The 16195-nt window shown below is 63.1% G+C and carries 17 protein-coding genes; 7 read left to right on the forward strand and 10 right to left on the reverse strand.

Going from position 1 to position 16195, the window contains the following annotated elements; genetic code table 11:
- Window positions 1-139 precede the first annotated feature (139 nt).
- The 6 genes from ilvC to LG047_RS13660 all read left to right on the forward strand — a co-directional run bounded on the left by ilvC (window position 140) and on the right by LG047_RS13660 (window position 6963).
- Window positions 140-1159, forward strand: a complete 1020-nt coding sequence (ilvC, locus tag LG047_RS13635) for a ketol-acid reductoisomerase (protein WP_036285667.1) — start codon at window positions 140-142, stop codon at window positions 1157-1159.
- Between the two features lie 116 nt (window positions 1160-1275).
- On the forward strand, window positions 1276-2157 hold the full coding sequence (locus tag LG047_RS13640; protein ID WP_227967346.1) for a nuclear transport factor 2 family protein: 882 nt from the start codon (window positions 1276-1278) through the stop codon (window positions 2155-2157).
- A gap of 9 nt (window positions 2158-2166) precedes the next feature.
- Window positions 2167-3075 carry a PhzF family phenazine biosynthesis protein gene (locus LG047_RS13645; protein ID WP_227967348.1) on the forward strand — a complete coding sequence of 303 codons (909 nt, stop codon included), beginning with the start codon at window positions 2167-2169 and terminating at the stop codon, window positions 3073-3075.
- The gene (locus LG047_RS13650) at window positions 3072-3806 is read left to right on the forward strand and encodes an NUDIX hydrolase (protein WP_227967350.1); all 735 of its coding nucleotides are present in this window, start codon (window positions 3072-3074) and stop codon (window positions 3804-3806) included. The genes LG047_RS13645 and LG047_RS13650 overlap by 4 nt, the downstream gene beginning before the upstream one ends.
- Window positions 3807-3838: 32 nt before the next feature.
- Window positions 3839-5653, forward strand: a complete 1815-nt coding sequence (aroB, locus tag LG047_RS13655) for a 3-dehydroquinate synthase (protein ID WP_227967352.1) — start codon at window positions 3839-3841, stop codon at window positions 5651-5653.
- A 5-nt stretch (window positions 5654-5658) separates the two neighbouring features.
- Entirely contained in the window at window positions 5659-6963 is a 1305-nt protein-coding gene (locus tag LG047_RS13660; RefSeq protein WP_036285670.1) for an HlyC/CorC family transporter, read from the forward strand.
- A 6-nt stretch (window positions 6964-6969) separates the two neighbouring features.
- Here the strand turns inward: LG047_RS13660 and LG047_RS19780 are convergent, their stop codons facing one another.
- The 3 genes from LG047_RS19780 to LG047_RS13675 form a co-directional block, all read right to left on the reverse strand.
- On the reverse strand, window positions 6970-8331 hold the full coding sequence (locus tag LG047_RS19780; RefSeq protein ID WP_227967355.1) for an HWE histidine kinase domain-containing protein: 1362 nt from the start codon (window positions 8329-8331) through the stop codon (window positions 6970-6972).
- 161 nt (window positions 8332-8492) lie between these two features.
- Window positions 8493-9047, reverse strand: coding sequence for a sigma-70 family RNA polymerase sigma factor (locus LG047_RS13670; protein WP_227967357.1), 555 nt, complete (start codon window positions 9045-9047; stop codon window positions 8493-8495).
- Window positions 9044-9274 carry a NepR family anti-sigma factor gene (locus tag LG047_RS13675; RefSeq protein ID WP_036285672.1) on the reverse strand — a complete coding sequence of 77 codons (231 nt, stop codon included), beginning with the start codon at window positions 9272-9274 and terminating at the stop codon, window positions 9044-9046. Before LG047_RS13675 ends, LG047_RS13670 begins: the two co-directional genes overlap by 4 nt.
- A gap of 191 nt (window positions 9275-9465) precedes the next feature.
- Between LG047_RS13675 and LG047_RS13680 the strand changes: the two genes are divergently transcribed.
- Window positions 9466-10254 carry a response regulator gene (locus LG047_RS13680; protein ID WP_036285673.1) on the forward strand — a complete coding sequence of 263 codons (789 nt, stop codon included), beginning with the start codon at window positions 9466-9468 and terminating at the stop codon, window positions 10252-10254.
- 41 nt (window positions 10255-10295) lie between these two features.
- Here the strand turns inward: LG047_RS13680 and LG047_RS13685 are convergent, their stop codons facing one another.
- The 7 genes from LG047_RS13685 to nifV are packed head-to-tail and all read right to left on the reverse strand — an operon-like array spanning window position 10296 to window position 16193.
- Window positions 10296-10586 carry a ferredoxin family protein gene (locus tag LG047_RS13685; protein WP_036285674.1) on the reverse strand — a complete coding sequence of 97 codons (291 nt, stop codon included), beginning with the start codon at window positions 10584-10586 and terminating at the stop codon, window positions 10296-10298.
- A 43-nt stretch (window positions 10587-10629) separates the two neighbouring features.
- On the reverse strand, window positions 10630-11937 hold the full coding sequence (locus LG047_RS13690; protein WP_227967359.1) for an FAD-dependent oxidoreductase: 1308 nt from the start codon (window positions 11935-11937) through the stop codon (window positions 10630-10632).
- Window positions 11938-11992: 55 nt separating this feature from the next.
- Window positions 11993-13096, reverse strand: coding sequence for an electron transfer flavoprotein subunit alpha/FixB family protein (locus tag LG047_RS13695; protein ID WP_227967361.1), 1104 nt, complete (start codon window positions 13094-13096; stop codon window positions 11993-11995).
- 11 nt (window positions 13097-13107) lie between these two features.
- Complete coding sequence (locus tag LG047_RS13700; RefSeq protein WP_227967363.1) at window positions 13108-13959, reverse strand: electron transfer flavoprotein subunit beta/FixA family protein; 852 nt, start codon at window positions 13957-13959, stop codon at window positions 13108-13110.
- A 10-nt stretch (window positions 13960-13969) separates the two neighbouring features.
- Window positions 13970-14305 carry a nitrogenase stabilizing/protective protein NifW gene (gene nifW, locus LG047_RS13705; protein ID WP_227967365.1) on the reverse strand — a complete coding sequence of 112 codons (336 nt, stop codon included), beginning with the start codon at window positions 14303-14305 and terminating at the stop codon, window positions 13970-13972.
- Window positions 14302-15048 (reverse strand): serine O-acetyltransferase, encoded by a 747-nt coding sequence (gene cysE / locus LG047_RS13710; RefSeq protein WP_036285682.1) that lies wholly within the window; start codon window positions 15046-15048, stop codon window positions 14302-14304. Before cysE ends, nifW begins: the two co-directional genes overlap by 4 nt.
- Window positions 15045-16193 (reverse strand): homocitrate synthase, encoded by a 1149-nt coding sequence (nifV, locus tag LG047_RS13715; RefSeq protein WP_227967372.1) that lies wholly within the window; start codon window positions 16191-16193, stop codon window positions 15045-15047. The genes cysE and nifV overlap by 4 nt, the downstream gene beginning before the upstream one ends.
- Window positions 16194-16195: the final 2 nt, after the last annotated feature.

Here is a 16195-nt window from a genome sequence, read left to right on the forward strand (position 1 = left end):
CTCTGCGCAAAGGCCGCCGCATCCGGCGGCCTTTGACCTTGGCGGCCGCCACGCGTAGAAGGGGCGCGCCAAATTTATGACGTCACGCCGGCGGTCCCGTCATCCGCCAAAAAACCAGACAATCAGGGAACGACAGGAAATGCGCGTTTATTACGATCGGGACGCCGACATCAATCTGATCAAGGGCAAGAAGGTCGCCATCATCGGCTACGGCAGCCAGGGCTTTGCCCACGCCCTCAACCTCAAGGAGAGCGGCGTCTCCGACGTGGCCGTGGCGCTGCGCCCGGGCTCCGCCTCCGCCGCCAAGGCCGAGGGCGCGGGCCTCAAGGTGATGACGGTTCCGGAAGCGGCCAAATGGGCCGACGTCGTGATGATGCTGACGCCCGACGAACTGCAGGGCGACATCTACGCCAACGAACTCGCCCCGAATCTCAAGCAGGGCGCGGCGCTGCTCTTCGCTCACGGCCTCAACATCCATTTCAGCCTGATCGAGCCGCGCAAGGACCTCGATGTGATGATGGTCGCCCCCAAGGGCCCCGGCCACACGGTGCGCGGCGAATATCTCAAGGGCGGCGGCGTTCCGTGCCTCGTCGCTGTGCATCAGGACGCCTCCGGCAACGCCAAGCAGATCGCTCTGTCCTACGCTTCCGCCATCGGCGGCGGCCGCGCGGGCATCATCGAGACCACCTTCCGTGAGGAGTGCGAGACCGATCTCTTCGGCGAGCAGGTCGTGCTTTGCGGCGGCCTCGTCGAGCTGATCCGCAATGGCTTCGAGACGCTGGTCGAAGCCGGCTATGCGCCGGAGATGGCCTATTTCGAGTGCCTGCACGAGGTGAAGCTGATCGTCGACCTGATCTATGAAGGCGGCATCGCCAACATGAACTATTCAGTGTCGAACACGGCCGAATATGGCGAATATGTCACCGGCCCGCGCATCATCACGCCGGAAACCAAGGCCGAGATGAAGCGCGTGCTCGAGGACATCCAGTCCGGCAAGTTCACCCGCGACTGGATGCTCGAGAACAAGGTCAATCAGACCTCCTTCAAGGCGACGCGCGCGCGCAACAATGCGCATCCGATCGAGGAAGTCGGCGCCCGCCTGCGCGCCATGATGCCCTGGATCGGCAAGAACAAGCTTGTCGACAAAGACCGCAATTGACGCATAATAGCTGAAAATAATCGAGAATCGCCTCCGGACTCTGGGTCCGGGGGCGTCGTCTGCGCGAGGGGCGCCGACGACGAGGGGGAGCCGCCCGTTTCGGGCGAGAGTTTTATATGCACGGACCGGGCGGGCGTCGCGGCCAGAACGCCGCAGCCGAATTGCGTCGGCGCGTCCATGAGATCATTCGTTTGCGCATGGCCGGCGACGTCGCGTCGATGGTCAGGCTTTTCGTCGAAAACGTCGAACTCACCTACAATTGCACCAAGCTGGGGCTCTTTCCGGCCGGCCAATGGCGCGGCCGCGACGCGCTGCGCGAAAATCTGCGTCGCACCGACATCGATTATGAACCTTTCGATGCGGAAATCCTCTCCGTGCTCGTCGAGGGCGATCGCACGGCCGTGCGCTGGCTCGGCAAGTGGCGTCATCGCGCGACCGGCCAGATTTTCCGGATGGACATGGCGCATTTCCTGCGCTGGCGAAACGGCCTCGTCGCGCAGATGAGCGAATTCGTCGATCATCACTGCGCGTCGCGCGCGCCGGATGTCCTGATCCCGAATTTCGAGGAGATGCTGGCGCCGGGCGACCCGGGACTGGATCGCGACGAGATCGCGCGGCGGATGATCGAATTGGGCAATTTCTCCGAGCGCGGACCGAGCGTCGCGCTGTTCCGGGAATTCTGCGCGCCGGACGTCGTCTGCGAATTCGTCGGCGACAGGGCGAGCATTTCCTACGCCGGCCGGCACCGCGGCATGGAGGCGCTCGCCAATATCATCCGCACGATCGGCGTCGAATTCGAGCAGCTCGGCCACGCCATGCCGGAGGTGGTCGTCGACGGCGACTGCGCGGCGGTTCGACGCACGGTGGAATGGCGGCATCGCGGCACTGGCCGGCTCGGGCTGGTCGAGCTTGCCGATTTCGCGCGCTTCCGGAAGGGCCTGATCGTCGAGATCGTCGAATTTCGCGACAGCGTCGCGCTCCTGCAGATGCAGGACTGACCCGACCCCGTGGCCCGCAAGCTCCCCTATCACCTGCTCGACGTCTTCACGGACCGTCGCTTTTGCGGCAACCCGCTTGCCGTCGTCGAGGGCGCCGATGAGCTGACGGCGACCGAAATGCAGGCCATCGCCCGTGAATTCAACCTCAGCGAGACGGTGTTTCTCCAGTCGCCGCAAGATCCTGTGAACAGCGCCCGCGCGCGCATCTTCACGCCGCAAAAGGAACTGCCCTTCGCCGGCCATCCCACGATCGGCGCGGCGGCGCTGCTCGCGGAGACGCGGGCGGGCGACATTCTCGCGCGAAGCGACGTCGTCATCGTTCTGGAGGAGGAAATCGGCGCATTGCGCTGCGAGGCGCTGCGCGGGCGCAACGGCGTGACCTATGCGCAAACGGCGCTGCCGGCTGCGCCGCGAAAAATCGGGGAGAGCCCGGCGCGCGAAGCTCTCGCCGCCGCCCTGTCGCTGACGCCGGGAGAGATCGGCTTTGGGGCGCATGTCCCGACGATCTATTCGGCCGGCGCCCCTTTCCTCTTCGTTCCCCTCCAGTCCCGCGAGGCGCTCGACCGGGCGCGCCGGGGGCCGACATTCGCGGACGCCGTGGGCGAGGCGATCGGCGCCTTCCTCTATACGCATGATACCGTCGACTTCGCCAACGCGATCCATGCGCGCATGTACGCCCATGGTCTGGGCATCGACGAGGACCCCGCGACAGGCTCGGCCGCGGCCGCCTTCGCGGGCGTCGCCCATGAATTCGAGCGGCCCGACGACGGAGAGCACGAACTGTTCATCGAACAGGGCTACGCCATGGGCCGGCCCTCGCGCATCACCTTGCGCATGACGGTCGAAAATGGCGCTCTCGCCGTCGTCGCCATCGGCGGCCAGGTCGTGCGCGTCGGCGAGGGAGCGCTGCGCCTGTGACCGAAGCCTTGCGCATTGTCGATGTCGACAGGGTGGATTGCCGCCTCGTCACGCATCACTGGGAATTTGCCCGCGCGCGAGCGGCGGACATCGACCGACATTGGGCCGAGCGCCGGCGCGAGAACCCCTCACTCTACGACGGCCCGGTGTTGCTCGCCTGCCGCGCCGAACTCGTGACGCAGGAAGGCGCTAGAACCCTGCTGCTCGACGCCTTCGAGACGCGGTTCTCACGTTTCCTGGCCTGGCGCGATTTCGGCTGGCCCGACGAAAGCGTCTACAACTGCTTCTCCATGCCGGCGGTGCGCTCCAGTGACGGCGCCTATCTCGTGGGGGAAATGGGCGCGGACCATTCCTGCGCCGGGCAGCTCTATTTCCCGGGCGGCACGCCCGACCCTTCCGACGTGACGGAAGAGGGAGCTGTCGATCTGACCGGCAGCCTGATTCGCGAGCTCGCGGAGGAAACGGGCCTGCCGGGCGGGGAGGGGGTGGCGGCGCCGGGCTGGACGATCGTTTTCGACCGTCAGCGCGTCGCCTGTCTGAAGCGCATCGACTGGCCGGCGTCCGCTGCTGCGCTTGCGGCGCGGGCGCGGCGCTTCCTTGCGGCCGAAGACCGGCCGGAGCTTGCCGACGTCCATATGGTTTCCGGCGGAGAGTTTCTGGACGATTCACGCCTGCCGGCCTTCATGGTCGGGTTTTTGTCGAGGGCCTTCGGCCTTGCCGAGAGGGGCTGAATTTCTCGCAGGCGCAGTATAGATTGCGGGCCATGACACGGATTCTACCCATCGGCGCAACGCCGGCGCCTCCGCCCGGCGTCCTGGACGAGCGTGTTCCCGCCATCCTTGCCGGTCTTGGCGGCCGCGCCATCGTTCTCGTGGGCATGATGGGCTCGGGGAAAAGCGCCATCGGACAGCGCCTCGCCGCGCGCGTCGGCCTGCCTTTCGTGGACGCCGACGCCGAGATCGTCGCGGCGGCGGCCGGCATGTCGATCCCGGAGATTTTCGCAAAATATGGCGAGCGCTATTTCCGCGACGGCGAACGGCGGGTCATCATGCGCCTCCTGAACAGCGGCCAGATCGTGCTTGCGACGGGCGGCGGCGCCTTCATGGACCCCCGCACGCGCGAGCGCATCGCCGAGCGGGGAGTCTCGCTCTGGCTCGACGCCGATCTCAAGACGCTGATGAAACGCGTCCGCCGCAAGAACGACCGTCCGCTGCTGCACACCGACGATCCCGAAGAGACGCTGCGCCGCCTGCTGGAGGCGCGCCGGCCGATCTATGAACTCGCCGACATTCGCGTAGAGTCGCATGACGCGCCGCAAGACGTCATGGTCGAGGAAACGATGAACGCGCTGTGCGCCGAACTGCCCAGGATCGCCGTCGCGCGCGGCGCCGCGAAGAAAAAGGATTTCGCCAAGGCCATGACCCATTTGCATCCGGAACGCGCGCAGGCCGATCAGGGCGCGACGCATCGCGAGATCGTGCGCGTCGCGCTCGGCGGGCGTTCCTATGACATCATCATCGGCGCGAATTTGCTCGAGGAATCCGGCGAGCACATCGTCAGGATCGCGCCTGGCGCGGCTTGCGCGATCATCACGGATGAAAATGTCGCGCGGCTGCATCTTGCGACGCTGGAGAAGAGCCTCGCGAAGTCGGGCGTTCGATACACGACGATCGTCGTGAAGCCCGGCGAGGGATCGAAGTCGCTCGCAACCTTCGGCCGCGTCTGCGACGAGGTCCTCGCGGCGAAGATCGAAAGGCGCGATCTCATCGTCGCCTTCGGCGGCGGCGTCGTCGGCGATCTTGCAGGCTATGTCGCGGCGAGCGTGAGGCGCGGTTCGCGCTTCGTGCAGATTCCGACGACGCTTCTGTCGCAGGTCGATTCCTCCGTCGGCGGCAAGACCGGGATCAACTCGCCGTATGGCAAGAACCTGATCGGCGCCTTTCATCAGCCCTCGCTCGTATTGGCCGATGTCGACGTGCTGCGGACGCTGTCGATGCGCGAATTCCGCGCCGGCTACGCCGAGGTGGTCAAATACGGGCTCATCGGCGACAAGCGCTTCTTCGAATGGCTGGAGGCGGACGCCGAGGCCGTCTTCCACAGCCGTCCCGAGCAGATCTGCGCCGTTGCGGTGAGCTGCGAAACCAAGGCGACGATCGTCGCGCGCGACGAGACGGAGCAGGGCGACCGCGCGCTGCTCAATCTGGGCCACACATTCGGCCACGCCTTCGAGCTTCTCGCGCATTACGACAGCGAGCGTCTCGTGCATGGCGAGGGTGTGGCGATCGGCATGGTCTGCGCCGCGCGCTTCTCGGCGCGCCTCGGTCTGTGCTCGCAGGAGGACGCGGATCGGGTGGAGCGCCATCTCGCGAGCGTCGGCCTGCCGACGAAAATCCGCGACATTCCCGGCTGGAGCGGCGACGCCCCGGCGATCCTCGACGCCATGTATCAGGACAAGAAGGTCGAGGGCGGCGCGCTCACCTTCATCCTCATGCGCGGCGTCGGCGAGGCCTTCATCGCAAAGTCGGTCGACGCCGAATCGGTGAGAAGTTTCCTGCAAGACGAACTCGCGCGGACATAACGCTCATGCATGGCATCGAATCCGGAGCGCCGCAGGTCGATATCTGGACCGCCGTGCTCATCGTGGCGCTTTGCGTTTTCCTGTCGGCCTTCTTCTCCGGATCGGAGACGGCGCTCACCGCGGCGTCGCACGCCCGCATGCACACGCTCGAAAAGGAGGGCGACAAGCGCGCCGGCGTCGTCAATCGCTTGTTGCGTCAGCGCAATCGCATGATCGCCGCGCTGCTCCTTGGCAGCACGCTGGTCAATATCGGCGGCTCGGCTTTCACGACGAGCGTGCTGGTTGTCATCGCCGGCGAAAATGGCGCGGTTTACGCGACGATCATCATGACCGCGCTGCTGCTGGTCTTCGCGGAGGTTTTGCCGAAGACGCTCGCCATCAACCACCCCGACGAAATGTCTCTGCGGGTGGCGAAATTCATCATGCCCTTCGTCTCGGTCTTCGGCCCGGTGCTGGGCGCGGTGGAATTCATCGTGCGGTCGGTGCTACGGCTCGCCGGCGTCGAGCTTGGCCACGGCCGCACGATGTTGTCGCCCTACGAGGAGCTGAAAGGCGCGGTCGACATCCTGCACGAAGAGGGCAATATCGAGCGTTCCGCGCGCGACATTTTCGGCGGCGTGCTCGATCTTCAGGTGCTGCATGTCGCGGACGTCATGATCCACCGCACCAAGATGCGCACGATCGACGCGGATCTGTCGCCCGTGCAGATCGTGCGCGAAGTGCTCTCCTCTCCCTTCACGCGCATGCCGCTCTGGCGCGAACGGCCGGACAATTTCGTCGGGGTGCTGCACTCCAAGGACCTGCTGCGCGCGCTCGACGCGGCCGGGGGCGACGCCGCCAAGATCGATATCGACGAGGTGATGTATGCGCCCTGGTTCGTTCCGGAGGCGACGACGCTCGAGGATCAGCTCGAGGCCTTTCTCAAGCGCAAGACGCATTTCGCGCTGGTCGTCGACGAATATGGCGAGGTGATGGGCCTCGTGACGCTCGAGGACATTCTCGAAGAGATCGTCGGCGACATTCGCGACGAGCATGATCTCGCCGTTCAGGGCGTGCGGCCGCAGCCGGACGGCTCGGTGCTCGTCGACGGCGCGGTGCCTGTGCGCGATCTCAATCGCGTCATGGCCTGGAGCCTGCCAGACGAGGAGGCGACGACGATCGCTGGTCTCGTGATTCACGAGGCGGGCGCGATCCCGGAGGCCGGGCAGGTCTTCACCTATCACGGCTTTCGCTTCGAGGTGATGCGCAAGATACGCAACCGCGTGACGGCGCTGCGCGTGACCCCGCAGGCGGCGCGGGAGGACGAGTAGGCCCGCTCAGATTTCCGCGGTGATGTCGGCGCGAACGCCCTCGGTGTCGAAGTGTATTTCAACATCCCCGCCGAACTGGCGCGCGAGAATGTTTTTCATCAGGATTTGCCCGACGCCGACCCGATCCGGCGCTTCGACGCTGGGGCCGCCGCTCTCCGTCCATGTCAGCGCGAGATGGCGCTTCTCGCCATCCACGACGCGCCAATCGACCGTCACCTTGCCTTTGTCCGTCGAAAGCGCGCCATAACGGACGGCGTTCGACAGAAGTTCGTGGAGCGCCATGCCAAGCGCCAGCGCGACTTCGGAACGCAGTTCGACGTCTTCGCCCGAGAACGAAATACGGTCGCCGTAATCGGCGCTTTCGCACGCGAACACCGTTGCGACGAGCTCCCGCACCGGCGTGCATGTCCACGACTTCGAGACGAGCAGCGTCGAGATGCGGCTGAGGCAGTGGATCCGGTTGGAGAAATTGCTTCTGAAGCAATCGAGGTTCGTCGCGGAGCGAGATGTGATGTTGGCGATTCCCTGAATCATCGCCAGAGCGTTGTTGACGCGATGGTGCAGCTCCATAATCATCATCCGGCCGCGTTCCTCCGCGGCCTTGATGCCGTCGATATCCGTGATGGCGGCGATCGCGCCGATAATCTCGTTGCGGTCGCTGCGGATCGGAGCCCCGACGATGTCGATCCAGCCCCAGTTCCCATCCCCGCGCCGATACCGACATTCGAGCGTCGGATGCTCCTCCCCCGCCAGCGCGCGAGCGAGCGGAAATTCTGACGGCTGCACGGGGGCGCCATTTTCGTGCGCCGCGATCCACTGGCTGTAGGCGTCGGCGTTGTCCGAATAGATCACCGGATGTCGAAGGATCGACTCGATCGCGCGATTGCCTTCGAGAATCCGGCCGCTCGGGGCCTCGGCGATCAGGACGCCGACCGGCATCGCATTGATGATGGCGCGAAGCTCATTGTTGAAGCCGGTCGATCCCGCGATCGGCTCCCGCTTGATGAGCTCCTCGTTCAACCGGGCGAGTTTCGACCGTTTTTCGCGCAGCCGCCTGTCGAAATCCTGAAGAGTGGCGGCGATCGCATCCACATCGGCGATCCCTGTCTCGACCCAATTCGTGATTTCCCCCGCCTTGAGATCCTGAGTCAGAACCGCGAGACGACTGTGCGCGTACAGCATTCGTCGACGGTAGGCGGTGAGACGATAAAGCGTGAAGAGCAGAACGAAGATCATGCCCGCGAGGGCGATGGCCGCTGCGCCCGGTCCCATGACGCAATTCTCGGCCTCTGCGGCCGCCGCTCCGCCAATTCCGATCGCGAGAACAGAAGCGAGCGGCCAGGAAATCGCGCCCCGGATTTTCGTCACGCCTGACCGTCCCAAGCGACCCCTCCCGCAAAGTGCTGGCCCTGCGTTCCGGGCGTCCTGGCGCTACGCGCGGGAACAACCCTCTGTTGCAACCGGCGAAGCCTCGCACAAGTTCCATTGAACCGATTTTTGCAGCGCGAAATTGCGCAGAAAATCGTGAATCAGGGCGTCTTGATCTCCTTGCGCGCGGCCGGCGCGCCTGTCAGCAGGTCGTCGGCGACCTCATTGAAGCCGGTCAATCCGAGATGTTCGGCGAGTTTGGCGCGGGCGCGGTTCAGACGGCTCTTGACCGTGCCGACCGCGATCCCGCAGACCTGCGCCGCCTCTTCGTAGGAGAGTTCGGTGATGCCGATCATCAGCAGGATTTCGCGATGCTCGGGAGCAAGTTTGTTCAGCGCCTTTTGCACATCCTGCATGGTGACGGTGGACTCTTGCCCGCCCTTGACCGGAATCTGCTCCGCATGGACATTGTCGCTATCCTGCACCTCGCGCGCGCGCTTCCGGTATTGCGAGAAATAGGTGTTGCGCAGGATCGTCACCAGCCAGGCGCGGAAGTTGGTCCCGGGCGCGAAGGAATCGGCGTGTGACCATGCCTTGATCAGCGTGTCCTGAACGAGGTCGTCCGCGACGCTGTAGGAGCCGGACAAAGAGACCGCAAATGCGCGAAGATACGGCATTTGCGCGACCATCTGTTCTCCGAAGGTCGCGTCTTTCATTTCTTTTCGCGCTGTTTGGCTTCGAGCTGCGCGAGCAGCACGACGAATTTGTCCGGAATGGGCTGGTGGATCAGATCGTCGCAGAACGAACGGAAAACGCGACCCAGCTCCTCCTGAATGTGCGGCTCGAGAAAAGCCTTTTCCTCGATCGTCAAATCCGCTTCTGCGCGGCGCGGATCCATCTGCTCCTGCGAGGTCGGCGTTTGGCGATTATTGTTCTCCTTCATCAGCGACCTCTAGAACGCATTCCATTTCAGCGCAACCTTAGCGGTTTACGATCCGGATCCAGCCAATGCCCCTGATTAGCAACCCTTGCCGCGGAGAATCGTTCCCATTTTCGAGGGCAGTGGATTTTTGTGTCGGCGAACAATAAGATTCGCGCCGGGTCGGGAGTTCTTGAAAGACCGCGGGACGTCATATGAGCCTTTCAAAAGAGATTGCCCCTCATCTTCCCTACCTGCGGCGTTTCGCCCGGGCCTTGTGCGGCTCCCAGAAGAGCGGGGACGCCTATGTGGTCGCGACGCTTGAGGCGCTCATCGCCGATATCGACGCCTTTCCGAAGGAAATGTCGCCCAAAGTCGGACTTTACCATCTGTTCATGGCGTCTTGGTCGTCGATTGCGCTCAATGTCGAGGAGCCTCCCGGCGACGAACTGCCCCCCGTTCAGCGCAACATCAGCTTGCTGACCCCACGATCCCGACAGGCCTTTCTGCTGCGCACCGTCGAAGGATTTTCGTTAGAAGAAGTCGCGGCGATCCTGTCGGTCTCCGTTCCGGAGGTCGAGGCGCTGGTCGACGAAGCGGGTCGCGAGATTGCGGAGCGCGTCGCCACCGATGTTCTGATCATCGAGGATGAAGCGCTCATCGCGCAGGATATCGAGTTTATTGTTCGCGATCTCGGCCATCACGTGATCGGCATAGCGCGCACACACAAGGAGGCGATTGCGCTTGCAAAGGACAGGCAGCCGGGCCTCATCCTCGCCGACATTCAGCTGGCGGACGGCAGTTCAGGCCTCAGCGCCGTCAATGAAATGCTCGAAAGCTTCGATGCGCCGGTGATTTTCATCACGGCCTTTCCCGAGCGTCTCCTGACCGGCGAGAGGCCCGAGCCGGCCTTCCTGATCAGCAAACCCTACAAGGTCGACACGGTCAAGGCCACGATAAGCCAGGCCCTGTTCTTCCAGCGCAACGCCAGCCGCACATCCTGAAAGGCTCCGGACGTTCGCATCCGGAGCCGGGCGGCGACCGGTCAGCCGAATTTGAACAGAACGCCATATCCGCCGCGCGGATAATTCCAGACAATATCGCCTGCCGACTCGCACAAAACGCGACATGTGCCGCATTCGAGGCAACCGTCCGGCGTGATTTCCACTTGTCCGTTGCTCGTTTCCGAATAGCATCCGGCGGGACAGATGCGCGTCATCGCCAGAAGATTGGCTGACGGCTTGTCGTGCGGACGAATGCTGATGTGCGGCTTTCCGGCGTCGACCAGATAGCGGTTCTGAAAGAGTTTCTCTTCAACTCGCGCGGCTATGGACATGAGAGTTCTCCTGTCGCTTCTTCCTGTGTCCGCTTACGCAAATTCAGCGCCAGGCGCGCGCCAGACGCAGCGCGTCGCCGAACAGGCCCGTCCATGAACGTTCCTTGACAAAAGAGCGCACCGTCGCCTTCTCCTTGTCGAGTTTCGGCGTGCCGTCGACGCGCAGGAAATTTTCCATCGCCTTCGACACGAGCGACGGATAGGCAAGAAAGTAATTCTGCGAATTGGCGTGCAGCAGCGCGGGCATATCCTTGTATTTTTTCAGATCCTTCATGACGAAGCTGTCGTCGAGCAGCTTCTTGTAAAGCGCCAGATTCTGCTTCGTCATCGGTTCGCGCCGTGATTTCACCTGAAAGATCGCCTCACCCGCGAGCCGGCCGGACGTCAGGGCGAGATTCGAGCCCTCACGGTGAATGGCGTTATTGAGCTGCGCCGCGTCGCCAACGACGACCCACCCGTCCCCGAAGAGCTGCGGAATGGTTTTGTATCCGCCTTCGGGAATGAGATGCGCCGCATATTCCTTCACTTCCGACCCTTCGAGCAGCGGTTTGATCGAGGGATGCGCCTTGAAGGCTTCGAGCAGCCCGTTTGGCGTGTCTTCATTCTCCGCAAAGTCGGAAACAAGACAGCCCATGCCGACAGAAATGCTCTCTTTGTTCGTGTAAACGAAACCCATGCCTGTCATGCCCTTGGAGATCGCGCCGGCCGCCTCGATGACGACGCCCTCGTCGCCATGCAGATTGAAGCGCGCCTCGATCGTCTCGCGCGGCAGGAAATGCATTTCCTTGACGGCGAGCGCCACATGTTCGGGCTTCGGCGTTTCACGCAGTCCCGCGCGCGCGCCGAGAAGACCGTTCACGCCTTCCGCCAGAACGACGACATCGGCGAAAATGGTGCCGCCGCGCCTGTCTGTCCGTACGCCGATAACCTTGCCATAAGCGTCATTGACGAGTTCCGTCACGGTCGTCTCACTGATGACGAGCGCGCCCTGCGCCTGCACCTCCCTGGAGAACCAGCGGTCGAACTGCGAACGGATGATCGTATAGCGGTTCGGCTTCTCTTCGTTGAAGTCGTCGCTGCGATATTGCAGACCGGTGTGCGAACGATCGGTCATCATCCAGAAGCGTTGTTCGACGAGATGGCGCTCGAGCGGCGCTTCGTCCCGAAAGTTCGGGATGATCTTCTCGACCATATCCGCATAGAGAATGGCGCCCTGCACATTCTTGGAGCCGGGATATTCCCCGCGCTCCAATTGCAGCACCTTCAATCCGCGCGCGGCCATCGTATGGGCCGCGGCGTTTCCAGCCATCCCCGCGCCGATCACGATCGCGTCGAATCTCTCTTCGATCATGGCAACCTCCATATGCGCGAATTCGCGAACGCGCCTGCCGTCATGCGTGAAACTGTCAGCCTGCGAGCCTGTCGCGTTGATGCGGCGAAAGCCGCTGGCGGAAAGCCTCGGTCAGCGCGGGCAGCAGGCGAATGGCGTCCGAGACAATTCCGATATGCGCGAAGTCGAAGATTGGCGCATTTTTGTCGGTGTTGATCGCGACGATGCAATCCGCGCCTTCGACGCCGACGCGATGCTGAATGGCGCCGGAAATGCCTGCGGCGATATAGAGCTTCGGACGAATTGTCTTGCCGGTCTGCCCGATTTGCCGATCCGAAGTGAGCCATCCCTTTTGCACTAGCGGCCGCGAGCCTCCGAATTCGGCGCCGAGCGTCGAGGCCAGATTGCGCACCAGCTGGAAATTCTCAGCGCTTTGCAGACCCAGTCCGCCGGCGACGACGACGTCGGCAAAGGCGAGATTTGTCTTGGTCGATTCGCGGTCCGGCACGAATCGCAGCAGCTTGGTGATGATCTCGTCTTCGCTGAGGTCGGGTGTGAAGGACACGATCCTTCCCGTGCGGCCTTCATCTCTCGCAGGGATGGCCATCACGCGCGGGCGTATCGTCGCCATCTGCGGACGATAGTTGAGCGTGTAGATGGTGCACAAAAGCGAGCCGCCGAAGGTGGGCCGCGTCGCGGCGAGAGATCCGTCGGCGTCCACGGCAAGTTCGGTGCAGTCGGCTGTGAGACCCGTCAGCAGCGTCGTCGCGACGGAGCCCGCGAGATCGCGTCCGAGCGTCGTGGCGCCAAGCAGGAGGATCTCCGGCTTATGCGTCTTCACGAGCTGGGTCATAGCTTTCGAGTATGACTCGTTACGATAGTCGGCGAGCACGGGGTGTTCGACAAGATACGCGAGGTCGGCGCCAAATCTGAAGGACTCCGCGGCGGCGACCTTCGTTGCGTCGCCGGGCGCGCCGAGCACGACGCTCGCGAGTTCGACGCCAAGCTTGTCGGCGAGCTTGCGGCCTTCGCCGAGCAATTCCCAGGAAACGGGATGAACTTCGCCACGTTCGAGTTCGACGAAGACCCAGACATGTTTGTAGTCCAGAAAATGCTCAGGCAGCGCTTTCTTCGTGGAGGCCCTGTTCGACGCAGGCGCGACGGGAGCAGCGGTGGACATGTTCGTCTCCTTTAGAATCCCGAGGCAAGCTTGGTCATGTCCGCTTCGAGGGACGGTTGGCGCGAAAAAATGGCTTCGATCAGCGCTTCGGCGGAATCGCTGGCCGCCTTCGCGGGCTCCACGAAGGCTGCGCGCTCGGATCGCGGCGAAGGCGCGAAAACCTTCTTCACGATTGTCGGCGATCCCTTCAGGCCGCACTTCGTCAAATCCTCGATTCCCGCGTCCTTCGCGCTCCAGGTGACAATCTCGGCGCGCGCCGCGCGAAGCGAATCCTCAATCGCGCCGCGACGCACTTCATTGGCGCCTTCGAGCATGGTGACCAGGCAAGGCATGGCCGTCCTGAGCACCTGGACGCCGCCTTCCGAACGCCGCTCTACTACCAGCTCGCGTTTGTCGGGGTCACATTCCGCAATCCTCGAAACGTATGTCAGCTGCAACAAGCCGAGCCGCTTCGCGACGCCGGGACCGACTTGCGCCGTGTCGCCGTCGATCGTCTGTTTTCCGGCAAAGACGATGTCTTGCGGCCCGAAGGTCTCTTCGATTTTTCTGATCGCCTGCGCCAGCGCATAGGTCGTCGCCAAAGTGTCTGAACCGGCAAAAAAGCGATCCGTCAGCAGCACCGCGCGATCGGCCCCGATGGCCAGCGCCTTGCGCAAAGAGTCGGCGGCCATCGGCGGCCCCATTGTGAGCACAGTAACCTCGCCACCGAATTTGTCGCGCAGGCGCAGCGCCTCTTCGAGCGAGAAGAGATCGTATGGATTGATGATCGTCGGCACGCCTTGCCGCATGATCGTGTTCGTGACCGGATGCACGCGTATCTGCGCGCTATCGGGAACCTGCTTGATGCAAACGAGAATCTTCATCGCCTGCTCCTCAATTGCCGTTCGTTGTGAGCGTCGTCAGCGACACAAAGGGTTTTGCTGGCGCAGGCGCCGGCTTGATCGCATCTTTGTGAACTTTGAATACGCGTTCCGCGATCGGAGACGATGCGACAAAATCAGCATAAGCCCTGGCGAGATATTCCCTGCACGCGGCGCGCGCCTCGTCGTCGGACGCTGTGTCGAGATCGTTCCTGGCGAGGTATTCGCCCATGCGCCGCAATATGTGCAGTCGCGCGACGCGAACCACCGAAGGATCGAAATCAACTCCAAGCGCTTCGAAGAAGTCCTCCGCGGAGGAGAGTTTGCGCAACTCGTCGAACACGCTCATTCCTTCGTCTCCTTTTCCCCGCGCATTTGAGCGCTTTCACTCTTGCGGCTTTGGAGATGCATAAAGCGCGCCTCCAGGAAATCGATGCGGTCGATCAGCGTCGAGATGGCGTCGCCGACGGGGTCGGGAATGAGATGATGTTCGAGGTCGATGCGCCCGTCGACGCCGGAGCGGCGGCGCACTTCGCGGACAATGCGGCCGGGTATGCCAACCACCGTCATTTCCGGCGGGATGTCCTCGATGACGACCGAATTGGCGCCGATTCGCGCGCGTGCGCCAACGCTTATCGGGCCGAGGATTTTTGCGCCCGCGCCAATCAGCACGCCGCTTTCGATCGTCGGATGGCGCTTGCCGGTAGACCAGGAGGTGCCCCCGAGAGTGACGCCGTGATAGATCGTAACGTCATCATGAATGACCGATGTCTCGCCGATCACGACGCCGGCCCCATGATCGATGAAGAAACGTTCGCCGATCGTCGCGCCTGGGTGAATGTCTATATTGGTGACGAGACGAGCGAACCAGGACAGAAACCGTGCTGCGAACTTGAATTCCCGGCGCCAAAGTCGATGCGACAAGCGATGAAAGATCACGGCGTGAACGCCAGGATAAAGCATCGCAACTTCGAGCGCATTGCGCGCTGCGGGGTCTCGTTGCAGGACGCAGGCGACGTCGCTGCGAAGCGTCGCCAGAAGGCCGCGAATATGCGGCCTGCGCGCATTGACGAATGTGGCCACGACAGTCAAGTTTCGCCTCCTGCCCACGCCTGACGTCTTTCGACAAAGCGAATGAGTTCGCGGCGCGTGATCGGCGGTTTCTTGTCATTGGCGCGCCGGCGGATGTGCGACAGCAGCGCGCTCGCCGTTTCGTGATCGATATCCACGCCGAGTGAGGAGCACCTGCTTTTCAACGCGGCAAGGCCGGAATGTTTGGCGATGACGATCCGGTTGCGTCGTCCAAGTCGAGCGGGATCGACGCCCTGATAGGTGCGCGCATCCTTGAGCAACGCCGCGACATGAATGCCGGATTCATGCGTAAATATATCAGCTCCGACGATCGCCTTGGCGCGCCCGATCTTGCGTCCCGACAGGCGCGCGACGAGTTTCGCCAGCGCCTGAAGCTTTTCCAGCCGCACGTCGGTGCGGCCGGCGGCGATATGCCCGAGCGCTGCGACGACCTCTTCGAGAGCGGCGTTGCCGGCGCGCTCGCCGAGACCAATCACCGTGACGGACGCATGCGACGCGCCGGCGCGCAACGCCGCAAGCGTGTTCGCCGTCGCCAGTCCGACGTCGTCATGGCCATGAAATTCGATCGGAAGGTCTGTTTCTTCGCGAATACGGCGGATCGACTCATAGGCGGAAAACGGATCCAGCAAACCGAGAGTGTCCGCGAAGCGATAACGCCAGGCGCCCGCTTGCGTTGCGGCGCGCAGGATCAATCCGACATCGCGCGGATCGGCTCGCGACGAATCCTCTCCGCCAAGTGCGACAGTCATTCCTTGTTCACGCGCATATGAAACAATTTCGCGCACGCGCTCGGCAAGCGTCGGTATCGTGAGACCGAGTTTTACGCTGATCTGCAGTCGCGACATAGGCGCCGATATATTGACATGAGCGACGCCAGCCGCGCGCGCGGCGTCGATGTCGTCCTTGTTCAGGCGGCACCAGCCCATCACGCGACATGGCAGGCCCTCTGCGACCACGCCCGAAATCGCTTCGATTTCGTCTCGACCCATCGCGGGAGTTCCAGCCTCTATCTCATCGACGCCCGCGTCAGCCAGGGCGCGCGCGATGACGAGCTTCTCGGCCGCCGTAAAGGCGACGCGAGGCGCTTGTTCGCCATCGCGCAGCGTGGTGTCGTTTATGTAGATGCGAGGATGGTCGGGGTTCACGG

Source organism: Methylocystis sp. WRRC1 (assembly GCF_020733155.1).
GTDB lineage: Bacteria > Pseudomonadota > Alphaproteobacteria > Rhizobiales > Beijerinckiaceae > Methylocystis.